General features: G+C 45.4%; 17 protein-coding genes. 5 read left to right on the top strand and 12 right to left on the bottom strand.

Features of this window, described 5'->3' with window-relative positions:
• Window positions 1-33: 33 nt before the first annotated feature.
• Together R7E29_RS09740 and R7E29_RS09735 are read left to right on the top strand one after the other, a co-directional pair.
• Window positions 34-789 carry a sulfite exporter TauE/SafE family protein gene (locus R7E29_RS09740; protein WP_033906922.1) on the top strand — a complete coding sequence of 252 codons (756 nt, stop codon included), beginning with the start codon at window positions 34-36 and terminating at the stop codon, window positions 787-789.
• A gap of 21 nt (window positions 790-810) precedes the next feature.
• Window positions 811-1,089 carry a SelT/SelW/SelH family protein gene (locus R7E29_RS09735; protein WP_005382088.1) on the top strand — a complete coding sequence of 93 codons (279 nt, stop codon included), beginning with the start codon at window positions 811-813 and terminating at the stop codon, window positions 1,087-1,089.
• Between the two features lie 39 nt (window positions 1,090-1,128).
• Here R7E29_RS09735 and yfcE read toward each other — a convergent pair whose 3' ends face one another.
• The 6 genes from yfcE to R7E29_RS09705 all read right to left on the bottom strand — a co-directional run bounded on the left by yfcE (window position 1,129) and on the right by R7E29_RS09705 (window position 4,375).
• Window positions 1,129-1,674: a phosphodiesterase gene (gene yfcE, locus R7E29_RS09730; protein WP_138939153.1), complete on the bottom strand. Its 546-nt coding sequence runs from the start codon at window positions 1,672-1,674 to the stop codon at window positions 1,129-1,131.
• A 75-nt stretch (window positions 1,675-1,749) separates the two neighbouring features.
• On the bottom strand, window positions 1,750-1,959 hold the full coding sequence (locus R7E29_RS09725; RefSeq protein WP_005382086.1) for a hypothetical protein: 210 nt from the start codon (window positions 1,957-1,959) through the stop codon (window positions 1,750-1,752).
• 149 nt (window positions 1,960-2,108) lie between these two features.
• Window positions 2,109-2,516 carry a CBS domain-containing protein gene (locus R7E29_RS09720; protein WP_005382085.1) on the bottom strand — a complete coding sequence of 136 codons (408 nt, stop codon included), beginning with the start codon at window positions 2,514-2,516 and terminating at the stop codon, window positions 2,109-2,111.
• Window positions 2,513-2,863: a P-II family nitrogen regulator gene (locus R7E29_RS09715; protein WP_054578025.1), complete on the bottom strand. Its 351-nt coding sequence runs from the start codon at window positions 2,861-2,863 to the stop codon at window positions 2,513-2,515. The genes R7E29_RS09720 and R7E29_RS09715 overlap by 4 nt, the downstream gene beginning before the upstream one ends.
• On the bottom strand, window positions 2,853-3,644 hold the full coding sequence (locus R7E29_RS09710; protein WP_005382078.1) for a DUF1538 domain-containing protein: 792 nt from the start codon (window positions 3,642-3,644) through the stop codon (window positions 2,853-2,855). Before R7E29_RS09710 ends, R7E29_RS09715 begins: the two co-directional genes overlap by 11 nt.
• Window positions 3,641-4,375, bottom strand: coding sequence for a DUF1538 domain-containing protein (locus R7E29_RS09705; RefSeq protein WP_005382077.1), 735 nt, complete (start codon window positions 4,373-4,375; stop codon window positions 3,641-3,643). Before R7E29_RS09705 ends, R7E29_RS09710 begins: the two co-directional genes overlap by 4 nt.
• Window positions 4,376-4,630: 255 nt before the next feature.
• Between R7E29_RS09705 and R7E29_RS09700 the strand changes: the two genes are divergently transcribed.
• The 3 genes from R7E29_RS09700 (at window position 4,631) to R7E29_RS09690 (ending at window position 7,744) form a co-directional block, all read left to right on the top strand.
• Entirely contained in the window at window positions 4,631-5,545 is a 915-nt protein-coding gene (locus R7E29_RS09700; RefSeq protein WP_213906499.1) for a TIGR01777 family oxidoreductase, read from the top strand.
• A 44-nt stretch (window positions 5,546-5,589) separates the two neighbouring features.
• On the top strand, window positions 5,590-6,417 hold the full coding sequence (locus R7E29_RS09695) for an SDR family oxidoreductase (protein WP_025766996.1): 828 nt from the start codon (window positions 5,590-5,592) through the stop codon (window positions 6,415-6,417).
• A gap of 472 nt (window positions 6,418-6,889) precedes the next feature.
• A complete protein-coding gene (locus tag R7E29_RS09690) occupies window positions 6,890-7,744 on the top strand; it encodes a co-chaperone YbbN (RefSeq protein ID WP_213906501.1) in 855 nt (284 codons plus the stop codon).
• Window positions 7,745-7,804: 60 nt separating this feature from the next.
• On the opposite strand, the gene R7E29_RS09685 is transcribed toward R7E29_RS09690, so the two are convergent.
• From R7E29_RS09685 to R7E29_RS09660, 6 genes are read right to left on the bottom strand one after another with little or no spacing between them, the layout of a single operon-like run.
• The gene (locus tag R7E29_RS09685; RefSeq protein ID WP_213906503.1) at window positions 7,805-11,569 is read right to left on the bottom strand and encodes a cellulose synthase subunit BcsC-related outer membrane protein; all 3,765 of its coding nucleotides are present in this window, start codon (window positions 11,567-11,569) and stop codon (window positions 7,805-7,807) included.
• Window positions 11,560-12,666: a cellulose synthase complex periplasmic endoglucanase BcsZ gene (gene bcsZ / locus R7E29_RS09680; protein ID WP_238855248.1), complete on the bottom strand. Its 1,107-nt coding sequence runs from the start codon at window positions 12,664-12,666 to the stop codon at window positions 11,560-11,562. Before bcsZ ends, R7E29_RS09685 begins: the two co-directional genes overlap by 10 nt.
• Window positions 12,666-14,951 (bottom strand): cellulose biosynthesis cyclic di-GMP-binding regulatory protein BcsB, encoded by a 2,286-nt coding sequence (gene bcsB / locus R7E29_RS09675; RefSeq protein WP_213906505.1) that lies wholly within the window; start codon window positions 14,949-14,951, stop codon window positions 12,666-12,668. The genes bcsZ and bcsB overlap by 1 nt, the downstream gene beginning before the upstream one ends.
• Entirely contained in the window at window positions 14,941-17,574 is a 2,634-nt protein-coding gene (gene bcsA / locus R7E29_RS09670; protein ID WP_025766999.1) for a UDP-forming cellulose synthase catalytic subunit, read from the bottom strand. Before bcsA ends, bcsB begins: the two co-directional genes overlap by 11 nt.
• Window positions 17,575-17,577: 3 nt before the next feature.
• Window positions 17,578-18,357 carry a cellulose biosynthesis protein BcsQ gene (gene bcsQ / locus R7E29_RS09665; protein WP_025767000.1) on the bottom strand — a complete coding sequence of 260 codons (780 nt, stop codon included), beginning with the start codon at window positions 18,355-18,357 and terminating at the stop codon, window positions 17,578-17,580.
• Window positions 18,354-18,551, bottom strand: coding sequence for a hypothetical protein (locus R7E29_RS09660; protein ID WP_021034149.1), 198 nt, complete (start codon window positions 18,549-18,551; stop codon window positions 18,354-18,356). Before R7E29_RS09660 ends, bcsQ begins: the two co-directional genes overlap by 4 nt.
• Window positions 18,552-18,651 lie beyond the last annotated feature (100 nt).

Below are 18,651 nucleotides of genomic sequence, written 5' to 3'. Positions count from 1 at the left end.
ATAAGGGGGCAAGACGCCCCCTTTGTTTTGCTTATGGATTGGCTAGATACCCTTACCCTTTTTTTCGGTTCACTAATCGCCAACACGCTGGCTTCACTTTCTGGTGGCGGAGCAGGCTTGCTTCAATTCCCTTTACTCATCTTTCTCGGCTTACCGTTCTCCGTTGCGCTAGGCACACATAAGGTGGCTTCGGTTGCTTTAGGCTTAGGCGCAGCAAGCACGCATTTAAGATCAGGCACTATTAAATGGAAAGTCGCGCTCTACCTTATCTTGTCCGGTAGTATTGGCGTGATTTTAGGGGCTAACTTAATTGTACAGATCCCTGATGGTATCGCGGAAAAGATGCTCGGCACGATGATCCTAGCGCTAGGTATCTACTCGCGATTTAAGACATCACTAGGCCAAGCTGAAGTAATACGTAACCGTCATCCTATCGGTTGGGTTATTGGTGGAATTGGCTTACTGTTTATCGGCATCATTAACGGATCTCTTACCGCAGGTTCTGGTTTGCTCGTGACACTATTTTTGGTGCGCTGGTTTGGTTACGACTACAAACAAGCCGTTGCTTACACCATGATTTGTGTCGGCCTGTTTTGGAATGGCATTGGAGGCATTGCCGTCGTACAGGCAGGGGCGCCTATTCACTGGGCTTGGTTACCTGTTTTATTGTTAAGCTCTTTTCTAGGCGGCAGTTTAGGCGCATGGGCCGCGACTCGATACAGTAACAGAGTGATTAAAGTTGCATTCGAAATTCTCACGTTTGCGGTGGGCATCAAGTTGCTGGTTTAAAAAGATTAAAAGGAAAGTTTCATGGATAAAGCAATCATTGATATTTATTACTGCCGCCAGTGCAACTGGATGTTGCGTTCAACTTGGCTATCGCAAGAATTACTGCATACTTTTAGCGAAGAAATAGAAACAATCAGCTTACACCCGGACACAGGTGGTCGCTTCGAAATTTTCTGTAATGGCCAGCAAATTTGGGAACGGAAAAAAGACAGCGGCTTTCCTGAAGCCAAGGTGCTAAAACAGCGCGTTAGAGACATTATCGACCCAGAACGCGATTTAGGACATTCAGACACAAAATAGGGAGCAATTCGCTCCCTATTTTTTTACTTAGTAAAACCGTTAAATCATGGTTTGTGCTAATACTTCGCCTTCTGGCGTTTTTACCGTTAGCTTATTGTCTTCTAGAGTACCAAAGCTTCTCGGTAAGCCATTACGTGGGAATGTCATCGAGCCTGGGTTGAATATAATGGCTCCATCTTGCATCTCTGCGACGGGAACATGTGTATGCCCGTGGGCGATGATATCACCTTCGCGCAGTGGCGGCCGTTTTTCAGAGTTGTACAAGTGACCATGAGTCAAAAAGATTCTCTTGCCAGATTCAAGTAGCACCCATGAGTAATCCATCATCATTGGAAACTTCAATAGCATTTGGTCCACTTCACTATCACAGTTGCCACGTACAGAAATAATTTGATCACTGTATTGGTTCAATAAGTCTGCTACCTGTGGAGGGTTGTAGCCTTCCGGAATAGGGTTTCGCGGCCCATGGTTTAGCGTATCTCCTAGCAAAATCATGTGGTGCGCACCAGAGGCCAGAAATAGCTCAATGGTTTCTTTAGTTGCTGGCAAAGAGCCATGCAGGTCTGAGGCAAAAAATAGTTTCACGGCATTGTCTCCTCAAAAAGTATGAGGTCATTCTACGGCATTTTTTTAGCAGCTCAACCTACGACGGTTTGAATACTACTGATAGCGCAATGATTCAATGACCATAGGCAAAACATAGAACCATGCTGCATACGCTGTTCCAACCAACACCAGTATCCAAAACACCATCGACATAAATTTTGATTTGGCTAGATGGTGCAGCGGATCGGGCTCTCCGCATCCTGGACATGCATGAGCGCGTTTTGAGATTTGTTTCTCACACACGGGGCAAGAGACTAAAGGCATGATACAGATTCCTCGACATTAGGCTTAGGGCGCAAAGAATAATGGTGAATTAACACATATGCAACCTAACATATATTAAATATTTTAGTTCTTTGTAACAGTCGCTGACTTGAGAAAAAATTCGTTGATTTTTCATTTATATCAACCTATTACACTTCTTCTCGCACCATACCGTTGATGACAATATTGTTATAACTCACCATCCCAATGACCTCGCCACTTTCAATGACCGGCGCTCTGCTTATGCCAAATCGCTCAAACAAACGTGCACAATATTTTACGTTCATATCTGGTTCGACACACAAAGCGGGCTTGGTCATGATTTCATAAATATTTGTGCGCTGAGGAGAACGATTATTCGCCAGCACCTTTTTGGCGATATCATTCATCAACACGATGCCATATTCATCATTATCATCTCGCTTTTTCACCACCAGCGCTTTGACTTGGTATTTTTTCGCTAGCGTTATGCCTTCGTATACGGTCATCAGTCCATCAACCATTACATACGTTGCCGCCATAACATCTCGAACTCTAATTATCGTTTGATCACTCATAATTCATCCTCGACTACTTTGGTCAATGTCTCGACTTGATGCGCGACACCGACTGCATCTTCAATATCGATCTGAACAGCAATCCCCTGTCCCGACTCTCTGTCAAATTCACCAACCTCATTAATGGTCTCTAATATGTGTCGAGATAGATGTTCCTCGACCACAAACAGCAGCACATCTTTTTGCACTTCTAGCGTTAAACCAAAAAACGTTCGCTTTTGATTTAAACCTTGCCCGCGAGCATTGTTAATCACTGTTGCACCGGTCGCACCAGCATCGCGTGCAGCGTCCAACACCTTGTCTGTTTTGCTGTCTTCAACAAACGCAAGTATCAATTTAAAGCGCATTTTCTTCTTCCTCCGAGACGTTTTTATTCAGCCACTGGGTTATTTGCGCATAGCCCATCACAGAGATCATAGGAAATAGACTGGCAAACGCGATCAAGCCAAAGCCATCAATCATTGGGTTTCTTCCAGGGACGGTCGAAGCAAGCCCTAACCCTAATGCAGTTACAAGTGGGACAGTGACGGTAGAAGTTGTTACGCCTCCAGAATCGTAGGCGAGTGGAACAATAAGCTTAGGAGCGTAAAACGTTTGAATCACAACGACGATGTAACCCGCGATGATGTAATAATGAATGGGATCGCCCACGACAATCCGGTAACTACCTAATGCAATACCAATTGCCACCCCAAACGCAACGGCTACGCGCAAGCCGTTAATACTGATACTGCCTCCAGAGACTTGGTTTGCTTTTATCGCTACAGCGATTAAAGAAGGCTCTGCAATCGTGGTACTAAAGCCTATAAAAAAGGCGAAGGTGTAAACCCAATAATAGTCGACCCACATTAAGGCTTTCCCTACCGATACTTTGAACTCTTGTAAAAACTCCGGCGCCGTTAATTGCACAGCCATCGTCTCCCCAAGTGGAAACAACGCCATTTCTAATCCAAGTAAAAAAAGAGCTAGCCCGAAAATCACATAAACGAACCCAAGCAAAACTTTCTTAAGGTTGCTAACAGGACGCCTTAACACGGCTAACTGAAAACCAAAAATAATGCTGGCGATGGGAACGACGTCTCTAACGGTCGATAATAAAGTGTCTAGGAAATGATCAATTGAAATCATGTTACGACCATTCCGTAAACCATCACAAACATCATCGGTAACAGCGAGGCAAAAGCGATTAAACCAAAGCCATCCACCATAGGGTTGCGCCCTTTAATAGAAGACGCTAAACCGACGCCCAGTGCAGTGACCAAAGGTACTGTTATGGTGGACGTTGTTACACCTCCTGAATCGTAAGCGACGCCAATAATGGCTTCAGGTGCAAACCACGTCAGTATTACAACGCCTACATAGCCACCAATGATCATGTAATGAATCGGCCACCCTTTTAAGATACGCAAAACGCCGATAACGATGGCTATCCCCACAGAGAGAGCTACTGTTACTCGAAGTCCTTCTCCGTAATCCTGCATGGACTGCTCTGAGTTAGCGATCATTCCGCCCTCTGCCGCAACTTCTGAGGCTTCTTCCGCTACCGCGGTTAATGCAGGTTCAGCTATCGTGGTGCCAAACCCCAAACAAAACGCAAAGACTAATAACCAAAACACGCTGCCTTTTTTTGCAAAGGCTTGAGCCATACTCTCTCCGATAGGAAAAAGACCAAGTTCTAGGCCAAAGATAAAAAAGGTTAATCCTAAAACGACAAGCAACAAGCCAAAAAGAATGGAGACCAGGTTGGGCAGCGGCTCTTGCAAAACGACTAATTGAAAAAAAGTGATAACAATGATGATGGGTAATAAGTCACGAGCACTATTGAGGAGCGCTCGAAAAAGCGCAACAAATGCTTCCATGCCTATCCTCCTTGATTATGCAAACTGATTACGCTCGTTCCAATGAGCGATAACTTTTAGTCTGGCATAGATTTCACTCTTCTACCGTGAATGCACTAGCGCCATCTATAACATTTAGTTACATATTTTCTAATATGTGAAGTTAATAGCCTCTCTGTCAGCTTGTCACTATCCCAGAAATAATGGTGTTGAGATGATCAAGCTAAGCACAAAACGACTATAATGTTCTAATACGTGTACATTCAAAGAGATAACATGAAGATATTACTCACAGGTGGCACTGGGTTTATTGGCTCGGAGTTGCTCAAGCTGCTATCAACTCACCAGGTTATGCTACTTACACGCTCTCCAGAGCGAGCAAAACAACGCCTACAGCATGCTGATCTGGGTAATATCGAATACCTTGACTCGCTCGAGTCGTTCGCCGATCTCAATCACGTTGATGCCGTCATTAATCTTGCAGGTGAGCCTATTGCGGATAAAAGGTGGACCAGCGAGCAAAAAGAAAAAATCTGCAAAAGTCGTTGGAAAATTACCGAACAAATTGTTGAGCTGATCCACGCAAGTACCGAACCTCCCTCTGTTTTTATTAGTGGCTCGGCAGTTGGCTACTATGGTGACCAACAAGATCATCCGTTTGATGAGTGCTTACATGTTAATAGCGACGGCTTTCCTCACGAGGTTTGTGCAAAGTGGGAGCAAATAGCTAAGCGCGCAGAGTCGGAACAAACACGGGTTTGTCTACTGAGAACTGGCGTGGTACTCGGCCTTAATGGTGGTGCGTTGGCAAAGATGCTATTACCTTACAAGCTTGGCGTAGGCGGCCCACTTGGGAACGGTAATCAGTACATGCCTTGGATTCACATCCTAGATATGATCCGCGCTATCATGTACTTGCTTGAAACACCACATGCCCACGGTGCATTCAATATGTGCGCCCCCCATCCTGTGACTAATCGTATATTCAGCGGCACACTAGCTAAAACGCTAAAACGTCCGCATATCTTGTTCACGCCTAAATGGGCGATGGAACTCCTAATGGGAGAATCTTCCTGCTTGTTGTTTGATAGCATGAGAGCCAAACCCAAAAAACTCACCGAACTGGGCTTTAAATTTAGCTACTCCAGAATAGAGCCAGCACTCAAGCACTTGCTTCATGACCGGAGCTGATGAATGATGGCTCCAATCAATGTTTCTGAGTCTTAAATTAAATTATGAAAAAGTCGATTCTTATTACGGGTTGTTCAACCGGCATCGGTTACGTGTGCGCTCACGCCCTACAAAACAAGGGATTTAATGTCATTGCATCTTGTAGGAAAGAACAAGATGTCCAGCGCCTAATTAATGAAGGGCTAACCTGCATCAATCTAGACCTAAATAGCCCAGAAAGCATTTCTTCGGGCGTGAAGCAAGCGCTAGAGTTAGCAGAAGGTAAGCTTTACGCAGTGTTCAATAATGGTGCCTATGGTCAGCCCGGAGCACTGGAAGACTTACCCACCGAGGCTCTTCAAGATCAATTTCAGACCAACTTTTTTGGTTGGCACCAGTTGGTCAGAGAGGTGCTTCCTCATATGCGCCAGCAAGGCGAAGGACGCATCATACAAAACAGCTCTGTTCTTGGTTTTGCCGCAATGAAATACCGTGGTGCCTATAATGCATCAAAATTTGCCTTAGAAGGCTGGACAGATACGCTCAGGCTAGAGCTTGCGGATACGAATATCAAAGTGGCATTGATAGAACCAGGACCGATCGAAACTCAATTTAGAAACAATGCATTACGAGCCTTTGAGAAGTGGGTTGATATTGAATCTAGCCCCCATCGTCATGCTTATGAAGGACAAAGAGAGCGACTCAACAACGACAAGTCTAATAATCGATTTGTTTTGCCTGCAGAGTCTTGCATCGCACCAGTTCTTCATGCATTAACTAGCGTTTCACCGAAAATTCGTTATCGAATTACTACACCGACTAAATTATTCGCAGTCTTGAAAAGACTATTACCAACCCGTGTACTTGATAAAATTTTGCGACAGGCTGCATAAAAAAGTTTTGTCGAAATGTAATTTCACCGTAACAATGTGATGTCATTATGAACATGTAGGTTAAAAAAACCTCAACTAAACGAATCAATTTCTACGCAATTCAGCGGGGATTCTTTCGCCCAAAGTGATTGAGTTGCTTAGATTTGGTATCGCCACCCATTACGTTTTGTAGCAATGTTTATACTACTGCGAGGCAACAATGACATTAAATCAGCTTAACTGGCTTAGTGTGGGTGTAGTGTTGACCATGTTCATCCTATTTTGATACCGCACTAACAAATAGCATTAGAATTGCGCTGCTTCGGCAGCGTTTTCTTTTTATCTAACACCTGAGCAGCAATAACCTCACTCTATTACCTCACGTTTTCTCAAAATAGAATGATTCATTATTGATGGTGAATGTCGCTTGAATTTCACCTAAATCAACTCCATATCTAATATCAACGACAAGACACAAGGCAAGGATACTCTGATGCAATCCCCATTTATCGTTGAGATAACAGAACAGAACTTTCGCGAAACGCTTGAAGGTTCAATGAACACGCCCGTTTTGATCCACTTTTGGGCCAACGCTCAGCCAGAAAGCGCACAGATACTCCCTGAGTTGCAATCTCTTGCTCAACAGTACAACGGTGCATTTACGCTTGCTCTACTAAATTGTGAAGATCAGCCCGCTTTAGCGTCTCAATTTGGCGTGCAAGTATTGCCAACTATCGCGCTGTTTATAAATGGTCAAGCCGTCGATGGTCTGGGAGGCCCCCAGCCAATTGATGCCATTGCTACCATGCTACAAAAGCATTTGCCAAGCCCAGATGAACAACTATTAAAACAAGTCAGTGAACTTCTTCAGCAAAGTGAGCATGCTCAGGCTTTGAGCATCATCCACACTTTGCCGCCAGAGCTGCAAGAGCGTGGTGATGTGAAACTCGCGATGGCTGATTGTTTGCTAGAAACCAAACAATTTGATATTGCCCAAGAACTACTGAACGCTATCCCTCTCGAGTATCAAGATAACTACTACAAGAGCCTAATAGCCAAGCTCGAGCTGCATTTGCAGGCTGCAGATAGCCCTGAATTACAGCGACTAGAACAAGCATACGCAGCAGACATGGCAAACTTCGAACTCGCTTGTGAATTGGCGGTACAATACAACCAAGTTGGTCGGGATGAAGAAGCGTTGGAACTGCTGTGGAATATTCTTAAAAAAGACTTGGGCGCCCAAGACGGTGAAGTGAAGAAGACTTTTATGGACATTCTCAGTGCGCTAGGTCAAGGTAACGCATTAGCAAGCAAATATCGTCGCCAGCTTTACTCAATTTTGTACTAAGCGCCGCATTCTTCTAGGAATAAGACAACAAAGGCCGGGATTTCCGGCCTTTGTTTTTTGTTAGAAGTCGCTATACAACGTTGGTGCTGCTGGCGGATACTCTATTGGTTGCCAACGATCATTAAAGGTGTACTTGGCATAAAGCATGAAATGGTTTGGTGTATAAAACTCAGAGCGTTGTACATCGACTAACGCACCAAGATACCAACGTTTGCTGACTCGCTTTTCCACCGCCGCTTGCAACGACGTACCAAAACCACCACCTTTGTCTGACTCCGCTACTGTCGATAAGTATGGCGCGTCTTCCTTAGTCCAAGAGTTAGAGACGGATGCACTCAATTGATATGACCAAGAACTGTTGTATCGGCCATAAAAGTTGATAGGTAAAGACACCGAGAAGTAACTTTGCGGGCTGTAGTAGCCACCGTGACCTAGCGTGTACTCACCCAGATTTTTGTCGTAATCAAGGTACATTAAGTTCGTACCTATACTTAAACGCTGGTCATCCGTTGCAATTAACTTGTAGTACGCTCCACCTAGCACGCCTAAACGAGTGTTGTCCTCAACCTTTTCACCAGTCAAAACATGATACTGCAAGCTACTCCAAAAACCGTAAGGGCCACCAATGTCCCAACTTGAGCTCAACTTCACACCAGTACGAGCAACTCCGCCCCATTTAGTCCCTTGAGGGTCAGTCGTGCCGCTAGGGACAGACATTCCAGCATAAGAAAGCGCGCTACTGGTCTCTGGGCGACGCGAAGCTTCTGCCGTCCAACCGAACTCACCCAGGTCCCCATTGATGCGCACACCACCAACCCATGTGGTATGGTCGAAACCAATTGGTGTCGTGCCGATATCGACCAACCAATCTTCAGCCTGCCAGCCCACTCCAAATGCCATACCTGATGCGTCATTTTGGAACGAAGTGCTGTCAGAATCGGTGGTTTTTTCATAATAGTCCAACTGACCTGAATCGATAGAAACATAATCGGCTTTTAGCAACAGGTGCCCATCCCAGCTCTCTATCGGGATTCGGGCTTCTATGGGCACTTGATTCGAAGTATTACGGCCATCTCGTGCACTGTAATCCCAGCCAATCATGACATGCCCATCACTCCGATCATGCAGTTTATCGATGTCCGATTTGACGTTACGAGTCAACCAGTAGTCGTCAGCAGTATCATATAGCTCGCGTAAGCTTAGGGGTTCTTTTTTCGCCTCTTCAGTTTCACGATTTTTATCCATTCGGTTACGATTTAAGGCTTGATAGGCGCGTGTTTCAGCTAACGCCCACTGTTGATTTTCCATTGCTATAGACATGCTATTGCGAAACGCTAATGCGTCAGCATCAGGCATCGCATCCAACAACTGATTTAGCGCATTAGCGTCATTTCGATAGCCTTGTTGATTAAACACCGCGGCCACTGTCATCAACTGTGCCGCAGTTAAGCTATCGCGCTTTTTATTCAAAATGAGGTGCATGTCGTGATACATCGCTTCATATCCAGTCAAAGCACTAGCTTGCAACATGCCAATTTCTGCTTGAGTTTTAAATGGCTCAGGCTTTAAAGAAACTTGTTCATACAAATCCAACGCAAGCTTAGGCTGTTGATTAACCAGCATCAGATCCGCTTGACTCAACAGTCGACGGGTTTTGAGTTCATCAAGCTGTAATGCTTCCGAAGCACTTAAATCTTGTGTTGCGGAATTTAATGCTAAGTCCACGTACCAACGATCAAAATCTTCAAAGTGATTCAAGCTTACCATCATGCTGCCGTAAGCCAGTTTGTCATCGGTTGACCAATCTTCTGAAAGCGAAATGTTTTGGAAAATCCTCTCAGCTTCCTTAACTTCATCAATGTCTAACCACGCACTCACTAGACGAGCGAGCGGTTGAATTTGACCTTGATAATCCGACTCTAGCGCACGTAATGTCGCCATTACTGATTCGGGAGAAGCTAAGTAACGCGTTTGAATCTCTCTCAACTGAGCATCAAGCTTCAAGCGGGTTAAATTGCGCTGCATTGCGTCTGTCATGTCATGTTGTGCGATACTCTCTAGCTCAGCGATGGCCTCATTCACGTTGAAGTCCTGCGCGAGATAAAGCGCGTAAGCAAATTTCATTTCAGGGTCATTACTAGATGTAGCCCAATCGGACATCAGCGTATCCGCGCGTACTTTGTCGCCCATTGAATGAACCACGTCAGCAATATCAAGCCTTAACCATGGGGAGGTTGGCTGTAGCGCAATCAATTCCTCTACGGACGCTTTCATCGTTGCCTGATCATTTTGAGCGATTGCGATCCGCAGACGAGTCAAAATAACTTCCGACTTGATGCTCGCTATTTTTTCAGCGACCACTTTCTGCTGTGGGGCTGAGTAACTGCGCGCGAGTGCTTCCGCGCCAGACCAATCTTGCTGCTGAATACGAACATCTAAGCGACCACGCAATGCAGAGCTATTGCTGCTATCCAGTTGCAAAGCTTGTTTGAAAACCTTCTCTGCCGCGGCATAATTTTCTTGTACCAGATACAAAGAGCCTAATGATGAATAAGCATAAGGTTGGGATTTATCTACTTGAATCGCTTTTTGATAAGCGCTTTCTGCTTGCTTAAACTGGCCTTTTTCGACCAAGGCATCACCTTGATCAAGATACGCCCAATATTGAGAAGTCTCGATTAGCGCTGCCCATTTTGAGGCCGAGTCAGGATTATGATCTAAGTGCTGAGCCTGTTTAAAGTATCCGAGCGCTTTTTGTTGCTGCCCTCTACGTAGATAAACCTTACCCATAGCACCAAGCAATTCAGGATCTTGCGGACGAGTCGTCAACGCATAACGCAGCTGAGCTTCTGCTTGGTCGGTTTTATCTTCCTCGAGCAACGCTAACCCTTTGAGCTTGGCGAGATAGGTGGGGTCTTTGCGTAGTTCCTTTTCCTTTTTCCAGCGATCTTTCGCGCTTTGATTCGCTCTTTGTATCTCCATGTCAGACGGGTAGTAGCTAGCTAAGATGGCATATTGCTGAACAACTTGATCTGAAATAGGCAATTGATCCAATGCACGCAACCACGACGTTGCCGCATTTGTTCCAACCGAAGGAGCAAGCGCTAACTTTTTATAGGTATCGAGAATCCATGGATCAGCAGGATTCTCTTTGCGAATGTGGTTGGCTAACGCGAGTTGAAAAGACGGAACACTAGGATAATTTGCATTTAAACGTTCCAATCCCTGTTTTACCGAGCTCCAACTGCCAGGCAAATTACTTTGCAACTGTAGGAATTCAAGTTGTAACGCTGGTGATGGCATTCCATTTGGGAAAAGGGCTTTGTAAGCTTGAATCGCTTCATCGTAACGACCAGATTTTGCAAGCAACTGAGCGCGCTGATAATCCGCTCTTTTCTCTCCCTGAATAGCCATAATCGATGACAAGTTTTTCGCTTGAGTCGAATGAGGCGCCTGTCTGATTAAGCGCTCAAATACCGGTTTTGCTAATTCTGGCTGCTTACGTTTCAGATACATATTCGCTTGATAGAAAAGCCCCGTTGGATTGCTTTCTTCAATCGCGAACAGCCTCTCCAGAGTACTCTCGACAATATCATCTCGGCCAATCGCATCCGCCAGTTTTAGCTGCTCAACCAACCACTCAACCGAGTCAACTCGTGCTAATGATGTGGAAAATTGAACCAGCTCGATAGGCTTGTAGACCTGTGCGAGCTGCGACTTTGTCAGAGGTTTTGAGCTAAAGCTTTCTGCATGCACAGTGCCGACGCCACCAGCCGCCAAAGCAACCAGTGGAATCCACCATAACACGCGTCCTGTTACTGACATCTCTCGCTCCATACAGGAAGCAATTCACCTTGCACACCAAAACGGTAACGTTCTTCATGCCAACCAAGCCCAAATAGACTTAATACGTTGTCGTAATAATGATCGTTTTTGTCCACCACAAGTTCATTTTGAGCACGACGAAACTGCGTCTCCAACAGCGTAGATTCACCAGAAGCCGCGAGTAACGGAAGAGCCGCAGCAGAAAAACCTGCGCTTCCTGCTTGGGTATATTTACCCGTTTCAGTATTTACTTCTCTCGCTGGCGCACCAAGGGCTTTGGTTGCCGCGACAAACGGCTGCATTTTTTGTACTAATACTGCTTTTTCTGAAACTTGGTCATTTAGCATACCCGCCCAAAGATAAGTGCGGATCGCGTTGTAACTGCCCATCGGCCCTGTAACCACATCTGAGCTATAACGACCATTTCTCAATGCTGCCCAATCTGGGCTAAAGCCAGCTGGCATCGTTTTCTCTAGCATGTGAACACTTGCCTTATACATTGAGTCCCAGTTGTATTGCGGGTACAGCGACTGCATACGAGCAATCAGTTGTAACGGAACATAACTCGGATTCACACGGTACTGGCCGTCGGCATCAAAGCCCGTTGGAGCTGGCAACAATACCGTTCCAACTCCCGCTATGTTGACGGCTTCTTCACGTAAAATACGACTCGCGATCAGATGTCCAAGGGTCTGATAGTAGTAGTTATTCCATAATCTCCCCGCCTCAACAAGGGAGTAAGCTATCCACAAATCAGAATCTGACGCTGGGTTAGAATCCAACACTCCGAACTGACCATTTTCTTTTCTTCCCCACAACCAAGCAGGAAGCCTTGCCGTCAAGTCCCCACCAGCTAAATGTGATTGAGTCCATTTTAAAACCTGATCGAAGGTTTTAGGGTCATTGGCAACCAAGGCAAAAAACAATGCGTAAGATTGGCCTTCCGAGGTTGTAATCATACGCTCGTCACTGCCATCAACGACTCGGCCTTGCTCCATGTATACCGACTTAAATGTTTCCCATTGTGGCCACTCGCAGGTGTTAGCCCACAAGTAAGGAGACACGAACAACATAAGGAATGAGATGAGTTTTTTCATTATTCCTCTTCCTCAGTTTTTTCTAAACGTCTAGACGCGACTTGACGTAATACGCGCCAAAGCACAATGGTTACGATCACCACTAGCAAGGCGGCAAAGCACGCAACGATGACTGGGTGATTAGAGAAGTGATACCAAACGAGCTGCCACACAGGAAGCTTACCGACATAGTAGTGCGAACCCACGTTGTAGCTTGCTACTTCGTTATTTCTCAACGTCACCACCGAGCCAAACATGTGCTCCACTTTACCGGAGTCAGCCAACGCGCGATCAACCGACGAAAAATCTGACGGGTGAGCCGCCATAATAGAAATGACGCTGCGTTTTTTCGTAAATGGCGATTCTGCACCATAAATAGCAGCAAAAGAGCCTTCTGCCTCGACAGAAACATAATCTGCGGCGGCTTGACGAGCATCACTTGGACTCATCCAGTTCATTCCGAGCTGCTTTTCATTTTTGCTAGGTAGGCGAATTTGTCTCTGACCCTCTTTAACCACTAAGTTAACTTGGTCAGGATTATTAGCGGCTTCTTCTAATGCATCCACAACACCAATCGTCAGGATATCTTTATTTTTTAGTTGCTCAGCATTCCATTTATCTGTCAAAAGCACCTGAATACCTGGGTACCCAGAGTCACGTCCCAATGACCCCATGACGTTTAAGAAGGTTTGCAACACTTCTTTTGGAGCACTCTCTGGAACAACAATAGCAGTTTCTGACAAATCAGCCATGCGAGTGTAAGGAAAACCGGATGTAGCAAAAGCGCGCATGTTCGGCATTTCGATGTAGTGGGGGAAACCACTAAAATCAATAGTAGAATCACCATCAATAACCGCGTATTGCTTACTTGGCTGCGTTACCTGGCACTGCCCATCGGTCACCGAAGCAAAGCCAAATTCGAACTCGATTCGGTTTTGACTACCCACCTTAAAAGCCGGAATGCGAACAAACGTATCACCACTTAGAATGCCATCATCTAACAAAGGAACACGTATACGGTTAGATTCTCCACCTTGACCTTTTGTGGTTAGGTTGAACGCCTCAATGAATTGGTCATTAATACTCAAAGTCAGACGAGAGCCGGAATGATCCGCAGCAGGCGGTGAATAACGATAGTTAAGATCCATCGGTATACCACGGCTTTGCCAAGTAAAGAGATCGGGTGGTAAACGCAAACTCACATTGATTGGTGGAGGCGTTCGGCCTTCCACTTGCAGCATGCTTTTTTGTTCGACTAACTCAGACAATGCAACAGGACGAGCCGTACTCACCCAGTTTGGCGCATCGTACGGGACTCGTGGTTTGATTTGTTTGACTTCATTAATCTTCGCGATTGGTCCAGTAAGAAGTTGGTTTCCCAACGCCAAACCTTGCACCGCAATGTTAAGATCCTTACTGTCACGGCCTGTCACCAGAAGAAGCTTCACGTACGGGTCTGTTGGATGAGTGATGACTTGAAGACGAGGGCCATCCGTGTCTGGAAAATCTCTCAGAAACTCAGGTTTGTTGTCATTGGTAACAAAGACAATGGCGTTGCGCTTAGGTAACGTGTCGACACTAAAAGGGAATTGAGCACCACGCCAACCCGCAAGAGCACCAAAGTAAGAGCTCAAGACACCGGCAGCCTTGACATCATCTAAATCGTATTTGCTACCCATCACGACAGGCAGATTTAACTGGCTGAAATCACGGACATCAAAAAAAGGAGCCGGTAACAAACTCAAGTCACTTTCCAGCACTGTCTTTTGAGCAAGCATCTCAATTCGACTACTTTGGCTAATCTCAGCCCAAATGCTCGAGTCATTGGGGTTAGCACAGTCTTTCTGAGTATTCCCTATTAACTCAAAGCGAATTTGGTTGTAATTACTAAAGTAACGAGTGTCCAGCGGCATAGATAAGTTCAACTTTTTGCCTTGCTGGCCATCGACGATTGACGCTACTCCCATAAGTTCGTTGTTCAAATACACTTTGACGTGAGAAACCAAAGAGAGCAACGCTGGCGAAGGTGTGATATCAAAGTGCAACGTTGCTTTAGATACCACCTCATCGAGTCGCGAACCGAAACCAATATAAGCACTGGCCTCACTACCTTGGATAGCAATTGAACCACTGTAACCTAATTGACTAAATGGGATGACGCGCTTAAACACGGTCGAATCTTCAGCATCTTGCTGTGCCAAAGGCGTTGCTTGTTGCTGACTTACTTCTTGTGCCGCGAGACTGCACGACATACACATGAGAGTGATAGCCGTTGTCAACGCTGTTAGTTTTTTATTATTTAGCATGACTTGAGGTCCTGATTGGGACATAACGAGGTCTTAGTGACCAAATAAATTCGATACAAAATAAAAGTGCATCCACACTGACCTGAACAAACTTAGGACAATGTTGCAGCAAGCGTTTGTATCCATTAAAGCCGACTTGCAGTACAGCCTGCATACTCGATAGAGGTTTATCTGATTGATAACCTTGTTGCCATTTCGCCCATGTATCTGCACGTGCAAATGTACATTGGACGTATTGGATTCGTTGTTGATGAGACAATTCGTTGAGTTGTAAACCAAATATCCCCTTATGAGCATAGGCAACCGTCATAGGGAACACGAATTCTTGGCCACCTCGATTGAGGATCACTTCTAAGGTTTGACCGAGTAAGTAAGCACAGGTTGGTTCATCGACCCCGTCAATTTCTATGCGCACGCCCCCCAAAGAGAAATCCTTCATCTGCGCTTGTATTAAATGCCCAGAATTAAGCCTAACCGCGACAGGAATCGCCACCTCTACTCGGTGATCTTTTCGCACTTGTTTAGCTTCTACTGCAACCGCAACGGCAGCACCTAAAATCAACAGGTTGTACATCGTCCATACGAGATTCACGATAACTGTACCGATTTCATTTTGAGGCCCCCACCCCATTCGGTAAATCCCTACAGCGAAGCCCAAAATGTTGAGTGCAACCAAAACCAAATATGGTCGAGAGATCACCCAATCGTAGTGAGACTTTTCAACCAAACCGCCTTTTGCCGTTACGTTGAATGTCCCTTTATGGGGCGCAAACAAAGCCACCGTTGTTGGCCTTGCGATATACCAAGCAAGCACGGTTTCGTATACCTCACCCCAAAACGAATAACGGTAGTCACCCTGCATACGAGAGTTGGTCATGCTGGCGTGAATCATGTGGGGTAATACGTACAAAATGATCGCCAGCGCTGGTGCATAAATCACGTAGGAATGCAGCAACAAATAAGCCAAGGGTGCGATCAGGAATACAATCCTCGGGATACCAGATAGAAAGTGCAGCATGGCATTGACGTAACAAAGCCGTTGAGAGAGCTTAAGCCCCTTTCCAGTCAATGGATTATCTACCCTAAATATCTGCGCCATCCCGCGAGCCCAACGAATGCGTTGCCCAACATGTGCAGACAATGTTTCTGTCGCCAAACCAGCAGAAATCGGCTGCTTAAGATATGCAGAACGATAGCCTAAACGGTGCATGCGCAGAGACGTGTGCGCATCTTCCGTCACGGTTTCGACTGCAATACCACCGACTTCCTCTAAAGGCTCTCGACGTAAAATAGCGCACGAGCCACAGAAGAAAGTCGCATCCCATAAGTCGTTACCATCTTGAATCAGGCCGTAAAACAAGTTGCCTTCGTTTGGCACGTTACGAAAGTTCGATAAGTTACGCTCAAAAGGATCCGGTGAGAAAAAATGGTGCGGCGTCTGAATAAGCGCCAACTTTGGATCTTTCAGGAACATCCCCATTGTGAGCTGAAAAAATGCTCGTGTAGGAATATGGTCACAGTCAAAAATCGCAACAAACTCACCGCTGGTCTGCTTCAACGCATAGTTAATGTTACCGGCTTTCGCATGTTCATTCGTTGGGCGGCGGATGTAGTTCACCCCTACACTTTTGGCGAAATCTCGGAAGCTATCACGCTTGCCGTCATCCAGAATGTGGATGTTAAGTTTGTCTTTCGGCCAATCGACACCTAACGAGGCATAAACCGTCGCTTTCACAACATCGAGATCTTCGTTGTAAGTAGGGATCATCAAGTCAATGGTTGGCCAAGTTGACTGATCCGGTGGCATCGATACTGGTTTGCGATTCAATGGCCAGATATTTTGGAAGTAGCCAAGCATCAGCACAATCCAAGAATACGTCTCAGCTAGAAGTAAAACGCCCCCTAGAAACAAAGCAACAGGATCGTCCCAGTTCAGGGTAGACGAATAACGCCACCACAAGTATCGACATGAGGCCGTAACCGACAAGATGATCAAAAGCATGGTAGGAAAACGACCCGGCATGCGACGGACCATCATCGCTAATGCCCAGAGTAACAGCACAAAGACAGTCTGAGCCTGATAACCAAATGGCACCGTAAAACAAAGCAAAGCGATTAACACCACGAAAAACAACAAGGTGTAGTTCAACGCCATCGCTGACTTACTTGCTTTAATACGCTCTCGAACTTGTGGATCTTTGATGTTGTTCGCTGTCTGTTCTAACCAGCGGACGCCTTTTGCAACCAATTCAAATGGCAAGTAGAACGCATTGCGAATTTGCTCGGCTAAAGTCATCGCTAAGCTGCTGGTTTTTTTGGACCATGCTGTATTTACGTTTTGCCTGAAGCAAAGCAACCACACGCTTTGGATAATAAAACGTACAGGATCAAACCATCTTGGCGCAGCAAAATTAACGTTTGGATAGTAAACCAAAGGCAGTTTCCATGAGGGAACACCCGAAATAACCGGCTTTAAAAATACAAAACTCAATGAAAACCAAAAAGACAAAGCACACTCACCAACCCAGTTTGTTTTACAATTCCAGGCTTGCTCGTAAGCGTTCTTCTGCAGTCTGAATTGGTCCACTACCCAACGTTGGAAAATCAGATTAAGACTTCGCATAAATTAGCTTTGGTCCTGAGCGCTTGATAACGCTGATACACACCAAAAAGCAAAAGACTGAAAATCTTTTGCGGCTTGGCTCGATGGCGAATAGTGTTGAACGGTCGTCAGGTTTGCCACACATTCAAGCAATGCCGTATCTCGATGAATCGAAACAGGAATCAAGGATTCGCTAAGTTCCTTTTTCAGCACCAACATGAAATCACGACCAATTTCGGTTTCTGGCTGATATTTATTCACCAAAAAACGTAATTTATCAGAGCGAAGCAATCTCGATAGCTCTTCATGTTGTAGCCAAGATTGAAGAGTGAGATAACTCAAGGCGTCTGCCGTTACCACCACCACAATCATATCCATTGAGTCGACAAAAGATCGCACTTCAGGATCAGTAAGCTCTGCTAAGTCGGCGTGAAAAAGCAGCCACTGTTCACCACGGTTTTCGCTCACTTGCAACGTCGTTTCACCTAACATTGATAGATAGTGAGAACGCTCATTAAAAAACGCTTTTAACTGCTCAGAATTCAGATGGCCAAACGGTAAAAAAAGTGCACCTTGTGGGCTTTCATAACCAGCCTGGGTCCAAGGCTTATCTAAAAGAAGTTGTTTCGCCCAGCCTCCTTGCTCTTCCCTCGGCAAGCCAAGATGAGCTTGCAGTAAACTATTAGGCACCACCTCAATGGCCAGTACCTGTTTATTTATCTTAACTAACGCTTGTGCCAAATTCGCAGCGACGGTCGTTGAGCCACAGCCGCCTTTTAAACTAACAAATAGAAGGCGCTTCATATTGCTTCCGTTTCTGAATTTTTCTGCGTATTACGTACCAAAGATAGAACATTACGAGCACCGTTGGCTTTGAAGACTTGCCACTTATTTTTAACTTGTACGTAAGACTCGTTTTCTGTTGTTTCAATATACGTGTATTGAGTTAAGTTATAAGAAGAGTAGATCGAATTAATATCTTTTGCAGACTCAGTCATAGAATTTTTCACAATGTAACGGAGCTTAAACTGAGATAACAGCAATCCCGCCACTATCATTTTCAGTATAAATTCCATTGTTAAAAAATTGACGCATCGA

The organism is Vibrio sp. Vb1729, from assembly GCF_033338655.1.
Classification (GTDB): domain Bacteria; phylum Pseudomonadota; class Gammaproteobacteria; order Enterobacterales; family Vibrionaceae; genus Vibrio; species Vibrio alginolyticus.
Note: the sequence above shows the minus strand (reverse complement) of the source record. Positions and strands in the feature narration are given on the sequence as shown.